The organism is Paraburkholderia elongata, from assembly GCF_013177735.1.
GTDB classification, from domain to species: Bacteria; Pseudomonadota; Gammaproteobacteria; order Burkholderiales; family Burkholderiaceae; genus Paraburkholderia; species Paraburkholderia elongata.
The window spans coordinates 1-21130 of sequence record NZ_WOEZ01000074.1; the positions used below are offsets into that span (position 1 = coordinate 1).

Sequence of the window (21130 nt, forward strand, 5' to 3'; positions counted from 1 at the left end):
TCGCGTAGCGACTTCGACGGCAGTCTCATCAGTGGAACCGGGAGGCTTCCGGTACGGAGACGGGAAGCTTGTCGAAGCGGATTTGATGGTATGGGCTGCTGGTGTCAAGGCACCTGATTTCATGAACCGGCTCGCTGGCCTGCAAACCAACCGGGCGAACCAGATCGTGGTGTCGGGCACGCTGCAGGCTCTAGACGATGAGAACATTTTTGCTCTCGGCGATTGTGCTTCCCTGACGCCAGAAGGTGCGCAACGAGCGCTTCCTCCTACCGCGCAGGTTGCCACCCAACAGGCGGAGTACCTGGCGCGCCATCTGCCGGAATGGGTCCGTCACGACAAACCTCTTCCTCGTTTTGAATTCCGGGATTTTGGATCGCTGGTGTCATTGAGCGACTACGACGCGTTCGGCACGCTTGGGCGCTTTGGCTTCTTTCCCGGAGGGCTCATCCGGGGGAGACTCGCCCAACTCAGTCACGCGCTGTTATACCGACGTCATCAGCAGGCGCTGCACGGCTTTCGCAGAGCAACGCTGCTCTGGACGGCCGAGCAGATCAACGGGCTGGCTCAACCGGACATTCGGCTCGCTTGACAGGACTTCTCGCCGACGGCGAACTTCGTTCAAGACGAGTATGCGCATCTCTTTGGGATTCCGACGGCGGTCTCGTGGTACTGCCGCTCTTCACATTTACCGTTCTTCTGGGCGGTATTTTACTTTCCAGCGTGGTCCGCTCCGCGATCGACTTGCCATTGCGACGACGCATCAAGGTTCGTGAGTTCGTCGTCGGAATTCACGCGGCCACTGGAATTCTCTGCGCGCTAATTCGAATAGCCTCTCGCTTCATGAGTGTGTCTTCAGACTGTTCGAGAATTTCGACCTGGATTCGTGCGACGTCTACTGCAGCGTACTTTCTCGTCCTCATAAGCTGCTCCTGGAATCGAGCCGTTTTAATTTATTCGCGTACCCCTCACGCGCGGGTCGTATCAATCACCTTGCCGAGTACGACACCCTGCGAGATTGCCGCGACGAGGCTGCCCACACCGAACACGGTATCCCATAGCCGTCCATGCTGGGCGCTATGGCGAAACTCGATGGCCGCACCGCGCATGATCAGTCCGGCAATCATCGCCATGACGGGCAGATAGAGTTCCTGCATCAGGATCGCGTAGGCCGCGGGAAACGCACCGAACAGGCCACCGCCGACCACGACAAGCCAGGTCTCGTTCGCAGCAGTCCATAGACAACCCACGGCTGACGTCCCACCTCGCGTACGATCCACCCGGCCTCGACAGCCAGGTAAGGCAGCGGGATACACAGCACCCATGCGAGCAGGAGCTTGCGCTGTGCGAGAAGGCACTCGAGACTGCCGCGCGCTTTACGTAGGGCATACGCAGTCCAGAACGCGAGCAGCATGAACGCAAAGCCGACGCCGGCCATCACGCGGAACGCGTAGTAGAGGAGCGGCACCATAGGCGGCTGGTCGGCGCGCGGGAAGTCCGTGAGACCCAACACCCGTCCGTGCAGCGAATGCGTGCCAAGGATGCTCAGGAATCCCGGCACTTCGATCGACCAGTCGTTGCGCTGCTTTTGCTGATCGGGCCAGGCAACGAGAGATCATGCTGCGCCCTCGCCAGGCTTGTTGGTCTGCCAATGTCCTTCGATGGCGGCACCCTTCGCGGGTTGTGTCGCGAACACGCTGGTGCCGCTCGAGTCCCCAAGCCAGACCTGAACCGGCGCAACGAAGACGAGCACGACAAGTGCGATCTTGAACGAACGCGCAAAGAACTCGGGATGACGTCGGCGGAACAGGTGGTAAGCGGAAATGCCCGCGATCACGAACATGCCCGTTTCGATCGCGGCCATCCACATGTGCGAGACGCCCCACACCATGTCGGGGTTGAAGACGGCCGCCACGTAGTCCGTCACCACGACCTTTCCGTTGACGACGGCGAAGCCGGCAGGCGTCTGCATCCACGAATTGGCGACCATGATCCAGAACGCGGAAATGCTGGACCCGAGCGCCACCATTGCAGTGGCGAAGAGATGGACGCCACGTGGTACACGTCCCCAGCCGAGCGTCATCACGCCGACGAATCCGGCTTCGAGCATGAACGCCATGGCGCCTTCGAAACCCAGAATGTTGCCGACGAACTGGCCGCTGAACCGCGCGAAGCCGGACCAGTTGGTGCCGAACTGAAACTCCAGCGGAATGCCGGTCACCACGCCCACCGTGAAGTTGAGCACGAGCAACTTGCCCCAGAAACGGGCATGGCGGTAGTACGTCACGTCGCCCGTGCGGATCCACAGGGCTTCAATCATCAGCAGGAACGCCGAGAGACTGATGGTCAGGATCGGCCACGCAATGTGGAAGATCGTGGTCATCGCGGACTGGGCGCGAGAGAGGTGGAGTACGTCAGTCAGCATGATGACCATCCTATTTACGTTTGAGCTACGCCAGCGTTGGGAGACGTTGCTCATCAGTAACTTTAGGTGGTCAGCAGTGCGTGACTCAATTGCACGATGGTGCTACGACACCTTCGTATCGATGGGAGGGCATGTCGCTGACTCCTGCATCCAAAGTGTAATTGCGGCCGTCTTTGGTACACCCTAAATTGGTTCGTAGTGTGCAGCAAATGCTCCACGGCTAACGCAGCATGAGCAGCACGAAACTTGGAAGCAGACGACAACGCGAAGGAGGCCACCATGAGCCCGACCGGAAAGACACTGCACTGGGCCGTCGACAAATGGCTCGCGCCCACGCCTGCCACGCCCGCGCGCGTGGTGCGCTTCTACCGTACGCAGGGGCATCGCCGCTGCGTGTGCGTTCAGGCGATGGGTTTCGGCGGTCTGCTGTCGATCTTCTTCTTCCGTCACGATGACGGGTCGTGGAATGTTTTTCCACCCGCGCAAGCGCGGCCGGCCATGTCTGCATGGAGGACTGCGTGATGAACAACTGCGCGCCTCTGAAGCCGGCCGGTTACGCGATACTCGCGGTCAATGTCGCTGCCCTCCTTTTGGCCGCGATGCTGTCGACCTGTTGGGGCCGTGACGGACTCGACTGTGTGTTACGGGTGGGTTGGTGGTTTGGGTGAAACCTGGGCTTCGCCTTGTCTGCCGGCGCGGCGCGCTGTCTCCTGGACAGCGTGAACAAATGCCGCTGTGACCATACTCGTTACCAGTACACCCTGCATGCCGAGCAACACCGAATCGATTCGGCCCAAGGTCGTGGTGGGCACCACGTCGCCGTAACCGATCGTGAGCGCCGTGACCATGCAGAAGTAGAGCGTTTGCCCAAACGAGGATGGCGCTCTGCTCGCCGATTCGACCAGACCTCCGACGTAATACATGACGGTCGAAAGCAGAAGGAACAGCACAAGCAGAACTGCGAGCGGTGCACGCAGTTGCCAGAGGGTCCTGGCAAATTCTTCGAACACGTGGCCAGCCTTCAGTGGGGCTTGCGAGGAATTCCTGGCATTCTCCTCCATGGACTAACTCCGAAGGTTGTCGTCCACAAAGTTAGGTTAGGCCGAAGGCGGCCCACGCGCCATTGCACGATGGTGTTAGCGAAACCTTCATTTCCGAGGAAAGGGGTGACCTGAACCTAAGGTGCAATTGCGGCCGCGCTCGGCACCTCCTAAATTGGTTCTCAGGCCGACACTTCAAATGAGCTCATGCGTTGCCGCCCGTTTGTAGCATCAGCCGTTCGCCCCCGGAACTAGAGCAAGGCCATGAACCGCAACCTCCAACCATCAGGCAGTGAACAAGGCGCAAGCCGCGCAGCCGCATATGCCGCGGCAGACGTCGCGCTTGGTGGTTCCAATACGGAACCCACCCTCGGTGCCCATCTGATCACGGAACGCCGCGGCTATGATCATCACGGCATTTATGTCGGTAGCGGCAGGGTCATTCACTACGCGGGTTTCACCAGGTCCGAGCGTCGCGGACCCGTCGAAGAAGTCCCGATCGAACAGTTCGCCGACGGTCACGCCGTCGCCGTGCGTCCGCATCCTTTCCCGAAGTACTCCGGCGAAGAAACCGTGCTTCGCGCTCGCTCGCGCCTCGGTGAAAACAGCTATCGCCTGCTGACGAACAACTGCGAGCACTTCTGCGCCTGGTGCCTGCTCGGCCAAAGCCGCAGCGAACAGGTTCATACATGCCTCACGCATCCGCGTGCGGGCGTCCACGCGCTGCTGTGTCTCGTGAGAACTTTCATCGGCGAGCGAATGAAAGTCGGCTACGCCCGCTACACCTCCCAACCGAAGGAGAATTTCTCGTGAATTCCCGGAAAATAGCCGACTGGATCAACCCAATGGACGACAAGGAGATTTTTGCGAAACGTGTTCCAACGGATCGCGTCGAGTTGACGCTCCAACCGGAGCGCCTGTTCAAAGCATCTGTCATTGTTGTCTGTGCCTGGGCGCTGATTGAGGCGCCGCTGGAACTCGGCGGGGCGATCAGTTTGATCGCGCTGCTTGCCGTGGTGGCGTCGAAGGTGCTGATTGGCCTCATTGGCACAGCCGCCATCGCCAACCTGCGCTTTGCCCGTCAAGTCTTTACGTTCATCTGTGCAGCGAGCGTATTAGCCATAGCACCAGTCTTACCTCTTGAGTACACGCGCTGCGTGGCTATCGCGCTCTTCTCGACAGTCGAGTGCCTTGGCAAAGCGGCATGCGTTGCAGCGTTCGCAATCCGGACTCGTGGTTCTGTATCGTGAGCGTCGCCCTCACGCAGATGCGCGGCCAGGATGAAGTCTTCCCGCGATGTTGACAAGTTCAGGTAGCGAGCGGGCGTCCATCTTTTGCATGACGTGCCTGCGGTGCACCTTCACCGTGATCTCGCTGATGCCCAATTCGGCTCCCACCTGCTTGTTCAGCAGACCGGATACCACCAATGCCATGACCTCCCGCTCGCGTCTACTGAGTGAGGCGTAGCGATCACGGATCGAGCGCATCCCGGCTTCCTCGTTCAATGCCGCCCGGCTGCGCTCGATGGCGTGCCGGATGGCATCGAGCATAACCTCGTCGTCAAAGGGCTTGGTGAGAAATTCAGCCGCTCCAGCTTTCATGGCTCGCACCGTCATCGGCACGTCGCCGTAGCCGGTGATGAAGATGATCGGCATGTCGGTACGCTCGGATGCAATGAGATTCTGCAGGTCGAGGCCGCTGAGATCGGGAAGACTGACGTCCAGCACCAGGCAGTTCGGGACCATCGCGCGCGGGCGCCCAAGGAAGTCCTGGGCGCAAGCGTACGTCTCTACCCTGAGACCGGCAAAGCGAATCATGGCTTCGAGCGACTCCCGCACCGAGATATCGTCGTCGACGACGAAGACGACCGGCGTGGGTTGCGCCGAAGACAATGCTGATTCGCGTTCAACTGCATGAGCGGGTGTCATTGCGAACTCCATTCGTAGGCACCTGGATGAATCATTCGACCCGGAGCGCGGCCTGAATCGCTTCGAGCAGGGCGGTGTCGCTGAATGGCTTGAACAGACACTCGACGGCACCCTGTTCAAGCACTCGCGGCCTGAGGGCCTCGTCCCCATTCGCCGTGATAAAGACGATCGGAACGGTTTGCCGGCGCTGCTTGAGCTCGTGCTGCAGGTCCCGGCCGGACATGCCGGGCATGGCGATGTCGAGGATCAGGCATTGCGCTTCGCCGATACAGCCGGAGGCCAGGAACTCTTCTGCCGACGAAAACGCCCGTGCCGCGAAGCCGAACTCACGCAGCAGGTCGGGCAGCGATTCGCGCACCGACTCGTCATCGTCGACTACCGCGATAAGCGAGCGCTCGGCCATCACCGGCTCCTCTCGACCTGATCGGCGTCCGCGTGCGCGGACTGCCTCGTGGGCGCGGACTGATCGGAGGCCGATATGCTGCCCGCCCTACGTGGGATGGAAAATGTAAATGTGGCGCCCTGGTCTGTGTTCGAGGAGGCCCACAGGCGGCCCCCGTGGCTCTCGATGATGCTGCGGCTCACGGACAGGCCGATGCCCATGCCTTCCCGCTTCGTCGTGGAAAACGGATCGAAGAGCTTGCTCGCATGCTGCGGGTCGAATCCCACGCCGGAATCGGTCACAGCGAGCCGCACGCAGTCGCCATCGTCGCGCTCGATATTGACCAGCATCCGCCGTGGACGGTCTTCGACGCCATTCATCGCCTCCACGGCGTTGAGCAGCAGGTTCAGCACCACCTGCTGGAGCTGGACCCTGTCCCCAGCAACAGGCGGCAGGTCGTCAGCAGCCTTCAGATGCAGCACGATCCGTTTATTGCGAATCTCGTCCTGCAGCAGCCCGACAACCTCCTGCGTGGCCTCAACCAGATCGACAGCATCCGTCGTCACGGCCTTCTTGCTGAACAGCGCGCGCAGACGTGTCATCACTTCCGACGCGCGGTGCCCGTCACGGATCGTGCGTCGTACAGTCTCGAGCGCGCCTTCGACATTGGGCGGCTCTGCACTCAGCATGCGCAGGCTCGTGCTGGCGTTGGTCACGATGCCGGCCAGCGGCTGGTTGATTTCGTGCGCGATCGAGGCCGTCAACACGCCCTGACTGTTGACACAGCTCAGGTGGGCCAATTCGGCGCGCAGCGCCTCGGCACGCTTGCGGTCATCGATATCCGTCTGAAGGAAATACCAGAGAGCGATTCGGCCCTCGTTATCGCGCAACGGAAAGCCCTGTACGCGGAACCATCGGTAGATGCCGTCGGCACGGCGATGGCGGGACTCCGCGTCATAAGGCTCGCCGGTGCTGATCGACGCACGGAACCGGGCAATCACCGCTTCCCGGTCATCCGGATGGGTCAGGCCGTTGGTCTTCCATGCCTTCAACTCTTCGATGGTCACGCCGGAGTAGTCGAGCGTATGGCGGTTGGCGTGCAAGACGTCACCGTCGGGCCCAAAAAGGATGACACGGGTGGGGAGTCTATCGACGATCAGCTCGAAGCGCTGCTCTTGCGCGCGCAGGGCAGCTTCGGTTTGCTTACGGTCCTCGATGTCCGAGTTGATCCCGCACCACTTTACGATTTCACCGGCAACATCGGCAATCGGACTGGTTCGGCATACGAACCAGCGATACGTGCCATCGAAGCGACGCATTCGCGCTTCCGCCTCGCCTCTCTCACCGGAGGCGACGACAGTCTGCCAGGCTTCGAGCAGCGCACGCCGGTCGTCGGGGTGAAACGCCGTCTGCCAGCCTTCGCCCGCCGCTTGCTCAACCGAAAGCCCCGTATATTCGCACCAGCGTCGATTGACGAACTCGATGCGACCGTCAGGAAAGGCAGTCCATACCAGCCCGGGAAGCGCATCCACGGTACGGCTGAGCTCGTTGTCCATCGCTGTCCCTTTCTGCAGAGCTTCTTACGATACAACAATCGGCTTTTGCGAACGGAGAGTCAATATACCTTGGTGTCGGTTTTGTCCCTTCAGGGGGCCGGCCCACGGTCAGTTCGGCGAATTTTCCCGCCGGATTGACGCAAGGCGGAGGCCGGCGATGAGGCACCCCGCGGTGCGCAATGCGTGGCCGTCTTACAATGACACCGGCGGATGAACAGGCACCGTGAACTCAAAGACCGCGCCGCGGGGTACATTTTCGCTCGCCCACAATCGGCCGCCGTGTGCTTCGATGATCGAGCGGCAGATCGACAGTCCTATCCCCAAGCCGGTAGCCTTTGTCGTGTAAAACGGCTCAAAGAGGCGCTCGATATTCTCGGGAGCGATGCCCAATCCGGAATCGCGCACCGCCACAAGGACGGGACCCGGCTCATTCATGGCGGTGCTGATCGTCAATTCGCGCGGTCCATCGTCAACCGCGCTCATCGCATCAATGGCGTTGATAATGAGGTTCAGCATCACCTGTTGGAGTTGCACCCGGTCGCCTTTGACGAGCGGCAAGTCCTCCGCAAGCTGCATCCGCACAGAGACGCCGTTCCTGTTTGCTTCACTGGACGTGAGTGCATTGACCTCGCGAATCGCTTCGTTGATCTGCAGAATCTCGTTGCACGTCGGGGCCTTTTTTACGAGGCCATGAACGCGTTTGATCACCTCGCCTGCGCGCCTCGCGTCGCGGACAATCCGATCAAACGCTTGACGGGCCTCCGTCACTTCGGCGGGCTCGCGACCGAGCCAGCGCAGACCCGTCGACGCATTGAGTGTGATCCCCGCGATCGGCTGCTTCATTTCGTGGCTGATCGAGGCCGCGAGCTGCCCAAGCGCCGTGACGCGGTTTGCATGCGCCAGCTGAAGCTGCATCTGGCGCGCATCCGCTTCCGCCCGCTTGCGCTCGCTCAGGTCGAGCACAAACGCGATACCATGAGTCTCGCGCTCTTCCAGCATCGCAACGCCGATCAGCACCGGCACCCGGCTGCCGTCCTTCCTGAAGTACTCTTTCTCGTAGGGCTGCAATATCCCCGTCTTCTTCAGCTTTTCAAACTCTATTCCGCTGCGCTCGATCCACTCTGGCGGCGTAAGGTCCGACCAGCGCAGATGCCCCGCCAGCAGATCGTCACGGTCGTATCCGACGATACGAAGAAAAGCGTCATTCGCTTCGAGGATCCGGCCATCGAGATCCCCAATCAAGACCCCGACGATGTTGGCGTCGACGAGGCGCCGGATCTTCGCTTCACGTTCCGCAAGATCGCGGTACAGGCCAGCGTTTTCCAATGCGATCGCCGCCTGTGACGCTAGCAGCTTCAACAGGGCGATGCGCTTCGGAGCAAAGATACCGGGCGCGAGATTGTTCTCCAGGTAGAGCACGCCGATCAGCCTGGCCTGCTTGAGTAACGGCAAGCAAAGGACGGAACGTGCGCCTTTCTGGCGGATATAGGGATCGGTGGAAAATCGGCTTTCGGCTGAGGCATCATCGACGATGACGGGGTCACGCGTGCTTGCGACATAACGCAAGAGCGAGTCCGGCAGTGCCACCGGGCTCGGTGACTGTTGCGGCAATTGCACGATGACTTTGCCGCCTTGAATGGTGGCTTCGGCCTCGATGCGCAGTTGGGCGCCCTGTGGAAGGATCAACAGTCCGCGTTCGGCGCCGGCGTGCTCGACCGCGGTCACCATCAAAGACTTGATCAGGTTTTCAAGCACCATTTCGCCTGAGATTGCCTGAGCCGTCTTCACGATCGTCGCGACATCCAGTTGCTCGGCGCTTTCCTCGATAGTCGCGCGTGAGACAGGCGCCGCTTCGGGTTTGCCAAAGGGGTAGCGCCGATCCAGTTGATCGACTTTGCCGTGTGCGCCCCATTGGGAATAGCCGTCCCGCGCCTCGCGCAAATAGGCGTGCGCGGCGCGCTCGAGGCCAGAGGCGAGGCAGCATTGCCCAGCCAACTCGTTGGCCAATGCCTGATCCTGGACGAATCCGTGCTCGCTTGCCAGGCGGGCGGCTTGCTCATAAAGCTGCATGGCCTGCATTTCGTGTCCGTTCAGACGGGCCAGTTCGGCGCGCAGCAGCAGATGCTTGTGTGCAAACGTAACCGGGCAGCTTTGCGCCCACCTTTCGAACGCTTGAATGTTCGCGGCGAGATCAGCCTGGATCTCGGCTTGTCGATCGGTCGATGCGGTGCTGTGAACCGCGGCGAGCGCGAGCGAATAGTAGAAGCAGTAGTTCGCGAACTGGATATGGCAGCGTCCGGACCATAGAAGCGGCCTGGCGTTGGCGGCACACGCTAGCGCCTTCTCGGGTTCGCCCAGGAGATAGTGCCGCTGGACCTGCAAAATCCAATAGAAACAGATGACTACGGCGATACCATGATCGGCGATCTGTGCTTCCATCGTCGTGTCCTCGATCACCGTCTGGTCGCCGGGGCGCCCGCGTAGCCTATGAATGAATGACTGGATGCCCGAGAGAATATTGTGTACGTGACGGAAGTTGATTCGATTGACGAACTCGATTGCCTTGATCGATTCGAGCCACACCTCGTCGAGATGATCGCCGCGAGCCAGTAGATCGGTGAGCCGATGTTCAAGACTGAAACAGGTATAGATGACCTCGCCTGTCTCTTGCGCATGCCGAATGGCAGTATCGACGCACCCCAATCCGACCGCGATCGGCTGGGTCCAGAGAACCGCCATTTGCATACAGAAGTGCGCGGCCACTTGTTGAGCCGCGAAGCGGTGTTTCTCCGCCACTGCAACCGCCAACCGGCCGAATGCCTCGCCGTCCCGGTATCGGTGGAAAAACGGGCCCACAAGGACGGAGATGAACCCATAGGCGAGGACAGCCGAATCGGTTGTGCCGTATTGCATCGTCACGGTGACCATCCGGTAAGCAATCGTCTGGGCCAGATTGATATCGGTGAAATAGGCTGTCTGCGCTAGCATGTGGAAGACGTTCATGACCTCCCGCATCTCCGGGTCCTCCATCATCGGCAGGCCAAGGAGGCTTTCGATCGGGCGCGAGCCGAGGTGCGTCCAGACGGCATCGTATTCTGCCAATACTTCGTCATCCGTAGGATGCTCCGGCAATTCGATGTCGAACATGCCCAGACATTCGCGGGCGGTACTGACAGCGGACGCATTGTCGCCATTCATCAACTGCAGGACCATCCTGAGCCGGTAGGCTTCGGCGCGGTGGACCTTCGATCGCGCTCGAAGCAATATCTCATCGATCCATCGGGTGGCTTCGCCGAAATGGGAGAGAAGAAACTCGCAGTCGGCCCGCTCGAACCAGACATTGAAGGTCAACTCGTAGCAGTCGTTCCACCCTTGCTCCGAAAGGAGTGACTCAGCTGCCGCGAGATAGTTGCAGGCCGAACGGTAAGCGGTGGAGGCCTTCGCCTTTTTCGCAGCTTCGAGGTTGAGGGCGGCTGCGCGATATCGTTCGGGCCGCTCGACAATGAGCTCGCAGCCAAGATTCAATTGATTCACGAGATCAAATATCCTGGCCGCAAGCTCCGCATCACCGAGCCGCAACAAGAGCAGACGGCCAATGCGTAAGTGATGTTCCGCGCGGGAAACGGCTGGGATCAGCGCATACGCGGCTTCTTGCACCCGGTCATGCAGGAACTTGAAGCTGCGGTCCATGGGAATGATCGCACCGGCTCGGACGGCGTCGGCGAGACCCGCATGCACCTTTGCCTCGGAGTCGCCCGAGACGCTCGCGAGGGTGCTGAAGTCGGCCTGGCTGCCCAGGCAGGCAAGCAACTTCAACGCGTCCTGTGCGGCAGGCGAAAGCCGCTGCAGCCTGCGGATCATCAGGTCCACGACGTTTTCGGTGAAGCCTTTTGCGTCGATGCACTCAAGATTCCATCGCCACGAGGCCGAATTCGGCTCGAATTCGAGGAGACCTTCCTCAAAGAGATTCGTCAAAAACTGGCCCGCAAAGAAAGGATTGCCGCCGGTCTTCTGGTGAACCAGCCTCGCCAGAGGCAAGGCTTGCTCGCGCGTGCATCTGAAAGCGTCGCAAAGCAATTCGCTGAAGTCGTTCGGCGAGAGTGGGCCGAGTACGATCTCGTGCACCGTCGTCCCGGCCTTGCGAATCGAACCGAGCGTCCCCATCAGTGGATGCCCGCGCCCGACTTCGTTGTCGCGATACGCGCCGATCAACAGCAGGTGGCGCGTGTCCAGATTCGTTATCAGATATTCGACCACGGTCAAGGTGGCCGGATCGAGCCACTGCAGGTCATCGACGAAAATGACGAGCGGATGCTCGGCGCGCGCGAACACGCCGACAAACTTTTGAAAGACCGATTGAAACCGCAACTGGGTTTCCAGTGGCGAGAGTGCGGCAACCGGGGGCTGCGGCCCGATCAAGCTCGCGAGTTCAGGAATCAGATCGGTCAGCAACCGCCCGTGCTGGCCAACGGCTTCTTCGATCGCGCCGCGCCAACGCGCAGCGTCGGTATCTTGACCGTTCAGGATTTGTCGGATCAATTCCGCAAATGCCTGGGCCAACGTGGAGTATGGGATGTCCCTCAGGCGCAGGTCGAACTTTCCCGAGATGAAGATACCCCGAGGCAGCACGATCACCTTGTGCAACTCGTTGACGACGGAGGATTTGCCAATCCCCGAGTAGCCGGAGACAAGGACGAGTTCCGGCGTGCCTTGCGTTACGACGCGCTCGAAGGCATCCAGAAGCGTCGTGATATCAATGTCGCGCCCGTAGAGCTTCTCGGGGATCAAAAGCTGCCGCGTCGTATCGTGCGTTCCGAGCGGGAAAGGATCGATCTGATGAACGGCTTCCCACTCCGCCAGGCATCTTCTGAGGTCCCACTCCAGACCGCTTGCGGTTTGATAGCGATCCTCGGCGGGTTTCGACAGAAGTTTCATCACGATTGCCGAGAGCGCGGCAGGGATGCCTTTGGCGCGCTCACCCGGCGCAGCGGGCTGCCGCGCAATGTGGCAGTGCACCCATTCCAGGGGATCCTGCGCAGTGAAAGGGAGGGTCCCGGTCAACATCTCGTACAGCGTGACCCCGAGCGCGTATAAATCGCTGCGCGAATCGATCGACCGGTTCATCCGTCCGGTCTGCTCCGGAGCCATATACGCGAGGGTTCCTGCGATCAGCTCGGGATGTTCCGGCCTCTGGCGTTCGCGCGGAAGTCGTGAGGCGATGCCGAAGCCGGTGAGCCTGACTTCGCCCGTTGCATCGTTCACCAGGATATGAGCCGGCTTGATGTCCTTATGGATGAGACCGTGCTGATGGGCCTGGCCCAACACGGTGACGATGCCGATGGCGAGCTGCAGGAAGCGTTCCAACTGAAGGGGGGCGCCGAGCAGCCGGTCGAGCGGCTCACCGCCCGGATCCTCAAGCACCAGCAGCGTCCCACCGCCTTCGTGCACCAGCTCCAGCGGTCGCACCGCCCACGCGCCATCGAGTTCATCCTTCAGCTCGAATTCGTGAGCGAGCTGATCGAGGCTGGCAGCTGAAGGTACCTCGACGGCGGGCCGCGCAATGAGTAGTGTCTCGTCGCCGCCATCGGCCGGCCGTCGTGCCCGGCTGAAGACGCGCTCGCCATCCTCCCACAAGGTCTGGAGGCTGTTACACATCTCGCCGTAATCATGGGTAGCCATTTGCCGCCCCCCCGTCATCTCGCCAGAATACACCCGACGACTTATGAAGGCGGAGCCCGGTCTTTGACGAGAAATGGGTCCTGCGCGACACAATTCGCATCCCGCATCCCGCATCCCGCGGCCAGCGGACCTCGGCTGGTGACCGTTTAGGCTCGCGAGAAATTGCAGAGAGTCTTTGCGAGCAAGTGTCGGTTTTGCACTGAAAAGCGGCCATAGTTGAGAAGCCGGGCCCAGCGGCCGCTTCACGCCCTGAGTCAATCCGTCAAGCATTTCGAGGGGGAAGCGCGAGGCTTCCAAGGAGAGGCGAGCCCCGCTTCCTCAATGCATTCAGATAGACGCTTTCGTCGTACAGTGTCCGTGTTTGCCAGCAGCGGTACAGGATCCGTATCCACTTGAATGCCAACGCCCTGACGGCAGCCTGATATGAAGCGCCTTTGGCTCGTTGCTGCCGGTAGTAGGCGCCCGCCCAGAATGACTTGTTGATTGTCTGAGCGGCCCATTCCACGAATGTCTGGCGCAGGAACGTCGGACATTGCCAGCGCCAATGCACCCAGCATTTCTTGCCGCTGCGCTCAGTGACCGGTGCAATGCCAGAATATTTCTGCAGTTCAGCAGCGTGCCGGCGAAGCTCCACCGCGTTCTCGCTCGCCATCCACCGGGTCGTGACTGCCGTGCAAACCATTGCGACCAACGCGAGTGGAATCACCGTGCGCCAGCGTACCGCCCTCGCCCAGCTGCGTACGCCTTGCAGCGAGGTCGCAAAATGGATGAGGACGATCAACACGCCGGCTTCGGGAGCGGGGATCAGCAGCCCGAACAACGGCGCCATGACGAGCGCGCCGCCGAATCCGGTCAGACCTTTTGCCATGCCCGCCACCAGGGTCACCAGGGCCAGACATCCCAGTATGGAAGGGGTATCGGCAACATTCATAATTCGTTTGTTCGCAATAGACGGAGAATCGAAGGTCAGATCGATTGCTACGTTTCGCGCACGACGACATCTTCAGGAAAGGGCCGGTATCGTCGCAGTATTCCGAACGACCGCGTAGTGCCAGTGGCGCCCTTTCGATGGTGCCAGCCGGGACTGGCGCCCCCGACGCCGCGTTATCGAAAGCGGTCGCAAAACGGGACTTAACTTGCAATTTTCCGTCTTTGTACTTTCTTGTGGTCGAACACGCTTACAAGGCGTCCCTGCCTGCATAACGCGTCGCCACGGCCAACGCGATGCTCCAGACCAGCGCGGTCAGAAGCGACAGGCCGATCGCCAGATAGACAGCCACGCGAATCCCGGCGTCGAGCGGCTGGATCGTGCTCATCAACGCGCCGAAGATCGCGACGCCAAATGCGGAACCTGTCTGTCGGCTCGCGTTGAGCACGCCCGCCGCGACGCCGGCACGCGCCTTGTCCACCGCCGTCATCAACGCGGCGGTCGCCGCCGGCGTAATCACCCCCGCGCCGAAACCGATAGCTGGAAAGCAAAGCGCAATACGCCAATACGGCGCATCGTCCGCGAGCGCGACGAGCCCGGCGAACCCCAGTGCATACAGCAGGAAGCCACCGCAAACGAGCCGGTGCGCGCCATACGCCCTGTTCAATGCGCCGGATACGAAGCTGCCGATGGTCACCATCGCGGTCAACGGCAGGAATGCCAGGCCGGTCCGCAACGGCGACCATCCGCGGGCAGACTGGAAGTACAGGCTCAGCAGGAAAAACAAGCCGTAGAAGACCAGTCCGGACACCAGCGAAGCAAACGCCGAGGCAGAAAACACCGGACTACGAAAGAAGTGTAAAGGTAGCATCGGTTGTTTGCGTTTGGTCTCGACCAGCACGAACGCGACCCAAGCGGTAAGCGCGACCACCACGCCCGCACTTAGGCCGCCCGCGTGCCACCCGAGCTTCGCCCCTTCGATCAACACGGCCACCGACGCGCCAAGCGCCACGATAGCGAGCACCTGCCCGGCGATATCCATCGGCCTGTCCGCCGCGGCCGGTCGGACCGAGTCGACGCGCGTGGTCAGCCAGGCGCCGATCAACGCGATCGGTACATTCACCAGAAAAATGCTTCGCCAGCCCAGCAGATGAATCAGCAGACCACCGGCGAGAGGCCCCGCCGCCATCGCGATGCCGCCGCATCCGGCCCATGCGCCGATCGCGCTGGCTCGCTGCCGCGCAACCGGAAAAGCATGATTGATAAGGGTCAGTGAACACGGCACCAATAATGCCGCGCCGACGCCTTGCAATATCCGCGCGGCAACCAGAATCTGCAAATCCGGCGCCAATCCGCATAACGCCGATGCGCAGGCGAAAATCAGCAATCCGGTGAGATAGACAGTCTTCGCGCCGAGCCGGTCGCCTAGTGCGCCACCGCTCAGCAGCAAGCTCGCAAACGTCAGCGTATAAGCGTTGACCACCCATTGCAGGCCGCTGATATCCGAGCCCAGACTGCCCGCAACCGGTCCCAGCGCGACGTTCACGATCGACGTATCCAGTATGACAATGACGTAGCTGAGGCTCGTCGCGATCAATACCCGTTTCTGATATTCACGTTCATTGTTCAAGAGTTCCAGCCCCTGGTTATCGGTTCGCCGTTGACTATAAGGCGGCCCGCACAGAGAATGCTTCGAGCTGTATCGAAGTGTTAGAGCGAACAAACGAACGGTTCTTCGCCTGCCAACAGGTATCAAACGCGCATCCAACGCGCATCAATGACGGACGCTGCAAATAAATGGGCCAGCACAATATTTCGAGCGTTGCACACCTGATCGCCGAGCCGGTTCGTTCGGTGATGCTGATCACACTCGCCGACGGCCGTGCCATGTCGGCCAGCGCGCTTGCGGAAGCGGCGGGCGTCACTGCGCAGACCGCCAGTTCGCACCTCGCCAAGCTTCTCGACGGCGGCTTGCTGAGCGTGGAGAGCAAGGGCCGGCATCGCTATTACCGGCTCGCCGGCGCGCATGTTTCGCACGTGCTTGAAAGCCTCGCGTCGATCGGGCCGGTCACCCCGGCCTGGCGCAATACGCCGAGTCGCCCGGCCCAGGCGCTGCGTTTCGCGCGCTGCTGCTACGACCATCTAGCGGGTCAGATTGGCGTCGCGGTGACGCAAAGCATGCTCACGCGGGGTTTCATCGTCGAGGCGGGCGAGCGCCAATACGCACTCACCGCGCCCGGCTGCGAGTGGCTGCAGCAACTCGGCATCGACATGGGAGATCCGGCGTTCGACCAGGCGGACCATGCGCGCCAATGTCTTGACTGGACCGAGCGGCAGTATCACGTCGCGGGGCCGTTAGGCGCGCGGCTGATGGACGCCTTCCTTGCGTGGGGCTGGATGCGCAGGTCACCCACTACGCGATCGGTGACCGTCACGGCGCCCGGCTGGGAGGGGCTCAAGGAACATTTCGGCATCGCGCGCGAGGCTTGCGAAGCTGATTGAAAGCCGTAGGCCACGCTGGCCGCCCAATTGTTAAATCCCCGCCCCGCCGGTTCGTCTTGTTGAAGCCGGCTCACCGATGGGAGGCAGCGTGCACGCACAGAAACATCATCGCGGAGCTCATCACCCCTCGCATCTGAAAGCGGTCAAGCCAACCGATCAGCCGCATCCGGGACCCAAGCCAGAGCCGAAACAGAAGCCAAAGCCGACGCCTAGGAACTCGAGTACCCCGCGCGAAGACCGCCTTGCGAAGTTCGCAACCTTCACGACCAACCTGCGCATGGTTTCGTTGAACCTGCTGCTGCTCATCGGTGCATGTCTTGCCGGAGCCATGCTGTGGAAGCTGGTATTCGCACGCGAAACCCTCATCGAAAATATCTACGTGCCCGAGGCGTTCGCCAGAATCGGCTATTCCAGCGAGGCGTTCCAGTCATTGGTTGCGGGCCATCTGATCGCCCTCGAAGAGCGTGCGGCGGACGTGATACCCGCCTCCGCCAAAGAAGAAATCAAGCTCGACTCCGACATGCCGGATTTCTCGGTGCCCGGCACGTCGATTTCCGCGAAGACGATCCTGCAGTATGTGCGCGAGGCGCTGCCACTTCCGGTCTCGACCATCTCGGGCAGCGTAACCGGCACCCCGGACCACTACGTTTTGCATCTGGTCCTGGTGGAGCGCGGCCAGGTGTATCGTTTCGCCACGCCCGAAGGCCCGATCGCCGATCTGGAGCAGAATCTCTCCAATCTCGCCGTGGACGTGCTGAAGAAGCACAGCCCGTATATCTACGCGTCGTATGAGTCGGCCGAAGCACAGGCGCACTGCTACGCCGGCAAGGGAGCTTGTGATTTCTCCGAGGCTGAGCGGGTATTTTCGAGCATCGTCGACGCCGGAGACGAACAGCCGAATTACAAATGGGCCCTGCTCGGACTTTCGAAGATCGACGAGGCGTACCACGATTACAAAGGCGAAATCAACGCGGTCAGCCGCCTCTCCGCCGACTACCCGTCGTCGTGGAGCTTTTATAACTGGGGCGTCGCGCTGAGCGAACTCGGTTGCCACAACATGGCGATCGGTGCGTTCGAGCGATCCATCGCCTTGCGTTCGTCCCGGGAGGCTGCGTTCAATGCAATTGGCCGCGCCTGGCTGGCCCTCGCCAGACAGGCGCCGGACCTTCATTCCACTGAAGCCAAAACTGATCTGCAAAACGCGCGTGACGATTTCCGCGTAGCCGTTTATCTGAAACCGGATTACCAGGAAGCGCACGTCAATCTGGCGGAGTCGCTCAAGCTGCTCGACGATGACAACGGCGCGCGCCGCGAATACGTGAGCGCGATCAAAATGGATCCGACACATGCGGGTCTCGCCTATGCCAGGTATGCCGAACTGTTTTTGGATCGGAAAGAGCGGAGCAAGCTCCTCGGCTTTGCGAACTGGGCCGACGACTTGCACGAGGAATGCCGCGCGACTAACTCGACCTCGCTGCTCGAGGCGCTCGGCTGCAGCGTCGCCATGCACGCCGAAACGATCCGTGTGGTGAGCACGGACAATCATGGCGGAGTCGAGACCGTTGCAGCGAGGGTGACTCCGGCAACTGATTGCCGTGGCCTCGCGGTTGATGACAGACTTCCGCCCGAAGATGGCTTGCCCGACTTCGCACAGATTGTGCCGTGAAATCAGATACATTCTCCGGCACATTCGTATCCGCGCGCATACGAGCAATGCATCAATGGTTGGCCGAGCCGCGATCCGAGCGGCGTTCGACAAAGCGCCTCACATAGTCATCCGCGGGGCGCGTCAGAATCTCGTTGGGCGTCCCTTCCTGCACGAGTTTGCCGTCGCGCAAAATCGCAATGCGGTTGCCGATCCGCAGGGCTTCATCGAGATCGTGCGTGATGAACACGATGGTCTTCTTCAGCGTAGCCTGCAGTTGCAGCAACTGGTCCTGCATTTCCGTGCGAATCAGCGGATCGAGCGCGGAGAATGCTTCGTCCATCAGCAGCACGTCCGTATCCGCGGCAAGCGCACGGGCCAGCCCGACCCGCTGGCGCATGCCGCCGGATAACTCGTCCGGATAGTGTTCGCCGTAACCGTTCAAGCCGACCTTGCCGAGCCAGACACGGGCTTTCTCATTGGCCTCTGACTTGCTTTCTCCACGGACACGCAGCGCGTACGCCGTATTGTCGAGCACGGTTTGATGTGGCAGCAGCCCGAAATTCTGGAACACCATGCTGACCTTGTAGCGGCGCAAATCACGCAGACCTTGTGCGCCGAGCTTGATGACGTCCGAACCGTCGATCACGATCTCGCCCGACGTCGGCTCGATCAGCCGGTTGAAATGCCGTACCAGGGTCGACTTTCCGGAGCCGGACAGTCCCATGATCACAAATATTTCGCCCGCACCGATACTCAGGCTGACGTCGTTCAGACCGACATTGCAACCGGTCTGGGCCAGCACATCGGCTTTGCCCTTGCCGCTTCGCAACAGATCGAGCACGCGCGCATGACTGGTTGGCGGACCGAAAAGCTTGTACACGTAGTTGACTTCAATCGCTGCCATGTCGCTCTCCTCGCTTTTTCCTGTCACTCGGCCGTGCGGGTTTCGAGTCCGCCTTCAGCCGCCGATGTTTCATCCGTATTCGTGCTGTTCACGCGATAGGGAATGCGCGAAGCCGCTTTGGCCTTTCTGCGCTGTGCAAGCACGCGTCGCGCACGGCGGTCCTGGCCATAGCCCTGGCTGATGCGGTCGATCACGATCGCGAGAATCACGATGGCAATACCTGCCTGTGTTCCCTTGCCCACATCGAGCGTCTGAATGCCGGCCAGCACATCTTCGCCAAGCCCACGCGAACCGATCATCGAAGCGATCACCACCATCGAGAGCGCCATCATCGTCGTCTGGTTGATGCCGGCCATGATGCTGGGCCGCGCCAGTGGCATCTGCACGTTCACCAGCAATTGCCAGCGCGTCGTGCCGAAGGCGCGCGCCGCCTCGACCGCCTCGCTATCCACATGACGGATGCCGAGATCGGTCAGGCGAATCAGAGGCGGCAGCGCATAGATGATCGTGGCGAGGATCGCCGGCACCTTGCCGAGGCCGAACAGCATCAACACGGGAATCAAATAGACGAAGCTCGGCAGCGTTTGCATGACGTCGAGCGTCGGCAACAGTACGCGCCGCAGCCATGCGCTGCGCGAGGTCAGAATGCCGAGCGGCACGCCGAGCGAAACCGACAGCACCGTCGCCACGAGCATCAACGCGAGGGTCTGCATCAGCTTTTCCCACAGGCCGAAGCAACCGATCGCATAGAGCAGCAGCATGAAGAAGCCGGCAATGCTCAGGCGCCGCGTCGCATTCCACGTCACCGCGCCGACCGCCAGCAGGATCAGCCATGGCGGCAAGGCGCGTAGTGCGCCCTCGAGCGGTACGAGCACATAGCGCAAGAGCGCAATGCTGAACTGGTGGAAGCTGTCGCCGTAGCGGGTAACGAACGATTGCACGGCATCGTTCACCCAATCGGCAATCGAAAGATGCAGAAAAAACGAATGCATGATCAACTCTCCACTGCAGGTGGACAGCAGGCTGTACGACACCCGCTGTCCGGCACGAAGCCGCAAGACCTCACGCCGTCGAAATCTGCCTGACGTTACCGCCTGTCAGGCGCCAGCAAGTCCGGCCTGCACTTTCGCCGCGACGTCGGCAGGCACCCATTGCTTCCACATCTCCGGATGCTCATGCAGGAATTGCGTGGCCATGGCTGAGCCGTCGAGTTTCTTCGTGCTCATCTCGAGGATCGTGCTGTTGAGGAAATCCATCGGAAACTTGACCTTGCCAAGCATCGACACGAGTTGCGGGTCGGCGTCGTAGAACGGCGTGGATACGCCTACGGTGACATGCGAGACCATGTACGACGAGGCACATTGCGAGGTACTGCTTTCGTCGCGCAACGTCTTCCAGCACGCGTCGTTATAGGCAGGCATCTTCAGTTCGACAAACCTGTACTTCGCCATCAGCGCAGCCGGGCCCCAGTAATAGAACACGATCGGCGCGCCGCGCTGGTACGCGGAGGCGATAGCGGCGTCGAGCGCGGCGCCTGTGCCCGGGTGAAAATTGGTGTAGCTCGCATCGAGATTCAGCACCTTCAGCAAACGTGTGTTGACCCGTTCGCAATCCCAACCCGTCGGACAGTTGAGAAAACGGCCCTTGTCCGGTTCCTCGTCGTCCGCGAATACACTCTTGTACTTAGGTAGATCGGTCACCGATACGAGGCCCGCTGCGACCGGCTTGATACCGCGTTTAGAATCGCCCTTCACCACGTATTCCGGCACGAACCAGCCTTCCTTCGTGCCACCCGGCAAGGTGTCGCCGACCAGTTTGACGCTGCCCGAGGCCACGGCTTTGGCGGTGATCTCACTGCGCCCGGTCCACTGTTCAGCCCACACTTGCACGTCGTTGTGTGCAAGCGCAGTTTCAGTGGCCGCCGTGCTGCCGGGCACGACATCCGTCTTGCAGCCGTAGCCCTTCTCCAGAATCTGCCGCAGCACCTCGGTTGCGAAGGAGCCGCTTTCCCACGTAATGCCCGCGAAATGCACCGTCTTGCCCTGCGCGCGCACCAGTTATCCGCAGCGTGTGCGCTAGTGCCGGTCAATGCCATGGCGGCGGCGCACAGCACCGCCCGAAGTTGTCTGAATTGCATCGTC

The 21130-nt window shown here is 60.9% G+C and carries 16 protein-coding genes and 3 pseudogenes; 6 read left to right on the top strand and 13 right to left on the bottom strand.

Features of this window, described 5'->3' with window-relative positions; all coding sequences use genetic code 11:
• A partial coding sequence (locus tag GNZ13_RS14630) for an NAD(P)/FAD-dependent oxidoreductase (protein WP_172165391.1) occupies nucleotides 1-589 on the top strand: 589 nt, incomplete at its 5' end.
• 394 nt (nucleotides 590-983) lie between these two features.
• On the opposite strand, the pseudogene GNZ13_RS54245 reads toward GNZ13_RS14630, so the two are convergent.
• Both GNZ13_RS54245 and GNZ13_RS14640 read right to left on the bottom strand, forming a co-directional pair.
• Nucleotides 984-1226 (bottom strand): annotated as a pseudogene (locus tag GNZ13_RS54245) (cytochrome d ubiquinol oxidase subunit II); the annotation flags it as partial.
• Nucleotides 1205-2422 (bottom strand): annotated as a pseudogene (locus GNZ13_RS14640) (cytochrome ubiquinol oxidase subunit I); the annotation flags it as partial. The pseudogenes GNZ13_RS54245 and GNZ13_RS14640, both read right to left, overlap by 22 nt.
• Nucleotides 2423-2701: 279 nt before the next feature.
• Here GNZ13_RS14640 and GNZ13_RS14645 point away from each other — a divergent pair.
• Complete coding sequence (locus GNZ13_RS14645; RefSeq protein ID WP_172165394.1) at nucleotides 2702-2944, top strand: hypothetical protein; 243 nt, start codon at nucleotides 2702-2704, stop codon at nucleotides 2942-2944.
• A gap of 119 nt (nucleotides 2945-3063) precedes the next feature.
• Here GNZ13_RS14645 and GNZ13_RS14650 read toward each other — a convergent pair whose 3' ends face one another.
• Nucleotides 3064-3483, bottom strand: coding sequence for a potassium channel family protein (locus tag GNZ13_RS14650; protein WP_172165397.1), 420 nt, complete (start codon nucleotides 3481-3483; stop codon nucleotides 3064-3066).
• A gap of 243 nt (nucleotides 3484-3726) precedes the next feature.
• On the opposite strand from GNZ13_RS14650, the gene GNZ13_RS14655 reads away from it, so the two are divergent.
• A complete protein-coding gene (locus GNZ13_RS14655; RefSeq protein ID WP_172165400.1) occupies nucleotides 3727-4275 on the top strand; it encodes a lecithin retinol acyltransferase family protein in 549 nt (182 codons plus the stop codon).
• Nucleotides 4272-4712, top strand: coding sequence for a hypothetical protein (locus GNZ13_RS14660; protein ID WP_172165403.1), 441 nt, complete (start codon nucleotides 4272-4274; stop codon nucleotides 4710-4712). Before GNZ13_RS14655 ends, GNZ13_RS14660 begins: the two co-directional genes overlap by 4 nt.
• A gap of 9 nt (nucleotides 4713-4721) precedes the next feature.
• On the opposite strand, the gene GNZ13_RS14665 is transcribed toward GNZ13_RS14660, so the two are convergent.
• The 7 genes and pseudogenes from GNZ13_RS14665 to GNZ13_RS14690 form a co-directional block, all read right to left on the bottom strand.
• Nucleotides 4722-5390, bottom strand: a complete 669-nt coding sequence (locus tag GNZ13_RS14665; RefSeq protein WP_172165406.1) for a response regulator transcription factor — start codon at nucleotides 5388-5390, stop codon at nucleotides 4722-4724.
• A gap of 31 nt (nucleotides 5391-5421) precedes the next feature.
• Nucleotides 5422-5793 carry a response regulator gene (locus GNZ13_RS14670; RefSeq protein ID WP_172165409.1) on the bottom strand — a complete coding sequence of 124 codons (372 nt, stop codon included), beginning with the start codon at nucleotides 5791-5793 and terminating at the stop codon, nucleotides 5422-5424.
• Nucleotides 5793-7328, bottom strand: coding sequence for a PAS domain S-box protein (locus tag GNZ13_RS14675; protein ID WP_172165412.1), 1536 nt, complete (start codon nucleotides 7326-7328; stop codon nucleotides 5793-5795). Before GNZ13_RS14675 ends, GNZ13_RS14670 begins: the two co-directional genes overlap by 1 nt.
• Nucleotides 7329-7520: 192 nt before the next feature.
• Nucleotides 7521-13007, bottom strand: coding sequence for a trifunctional serine/threonine-protein kinase/ATP-binding protein/sensor histidine kinase (locus GNZ13_RS14680; protein WP_172165415.1), 5487 nt, complete (start codon nucleotides 13005-13007; stop codon nucleotides 7521-7523).
• A 262-nt stretch (nucleotides 13008-13269) separates the two neighbouring features.
• The gene (locus GNZ13_RS52275; RefSeq protein WP_407945636.1) at nucleotides 13270-13641 is read right to left on the bottom strand and encodes a transposase; all 372 of its coding nucleotides are present in this window, start codon (nucleotides 13639-13641) and stop codon (nucleotides 13270-13272) included.
• 30 nt (nucleotides 13642-13671) lie between these two features.
• Nucleotides 13672-13938, bottom strand: a pseudogene (locus GNZ13_RS53470) (TSUP family transporter); the annotation flags it as partial.
• A 247-nt stretch (nucleotides 13939-14185) separates the two neighbouring features.
• Entirely contained in the window at nucleotides 14186-15565 is a 1380-nt protein-coding gene (locus tag GNZ13_RS14690; protein ID WP_172165421.1) for an MFS transporter, read from the bottom strand.
• Between the two features lie 167 nt (nucleotides 15566-15732).
• Here GNZ13_RS14690 and GNZ13_RS14695 point away from each other — a divergent pair, with 167 nt between their 5' ends.
• Together GNZ13_RS14695 and GNZ13_RS14700 are read left to right on the top strand one after the other, a co-directional pair.
• The gene (locus GNZ13_RS14695; protein WP_172165424.1) at nucleotides 15733-16437 is read left to right on the top strand and encodes an ArsR/SmtB family transcription factor; all 705 of its coding nucleotides are present in this window, start codon (nucleotides 15733-15735) and stop codon (nucleotides 16435-16437) included.
• An 88-nt stretch (nucleotides 16438-16525) separates the two neighbouring features.
• Complete coding sequence (locus GNZ13_RS14700) at nucleotides 16526-18103, top strand: tetratricopeptide repeat protein (protein WP_172165427.1); 1578 nt, start codon at nucleotides 16526-16528, stop codon at nucleotides 18101-18103.
• Nucleotides 18104-18155: 52 nt separating this feature from the next.
• On the opposite strand, the gene GNZ13_RS14705 is transcribed toward GNZ13_RS14700, so the two are convergent.
• From GNZ13_RS14705 to GNZ13_RS14715, 3 genes are all read right to left on the bottom strand, one after another.
• Nucleotides 18156-18989 (bottom strand): quaternary amine ABC transporter ATP-binding protein, encoded by an 834-nt coding sequence (locus GNZ13_RS14705; RefSeq protein WP_172165430.1) that lies wholly within the window; start codon nucleotides 18987-18989, stop codon nucleotides 18156-18158.
• 23 nt (nucleotides 18990-19012) lie between these two features.
• Nucleotides 19013-19981: an ABC transporter permease gene (locus tag GNZ13_RS14710; protein WP_172165433.1), complete on the bottom strand. Its 969-nt coding sequence runs from the start codon at nucleotides 19979-19981 to the stop codon at nucleotides 19013-19015.
• Between the two features lie 105 nt (nucleotides 19982-20086).
• Nucleotides 20087-21043: an ABC transporter substrate-binding protein gene (locus tag GNZ13_RS14715; protein ID WP_328807232.1), complete on the bottom strand. Its 957-nt coding sequence runs from the start codon at nucleotides 21041-21043 to the stop codon at nucleotides 20087-20089.
• Between the last annotated feature and the right edge of the window lie 87 nt (nucleotides 21044-21130).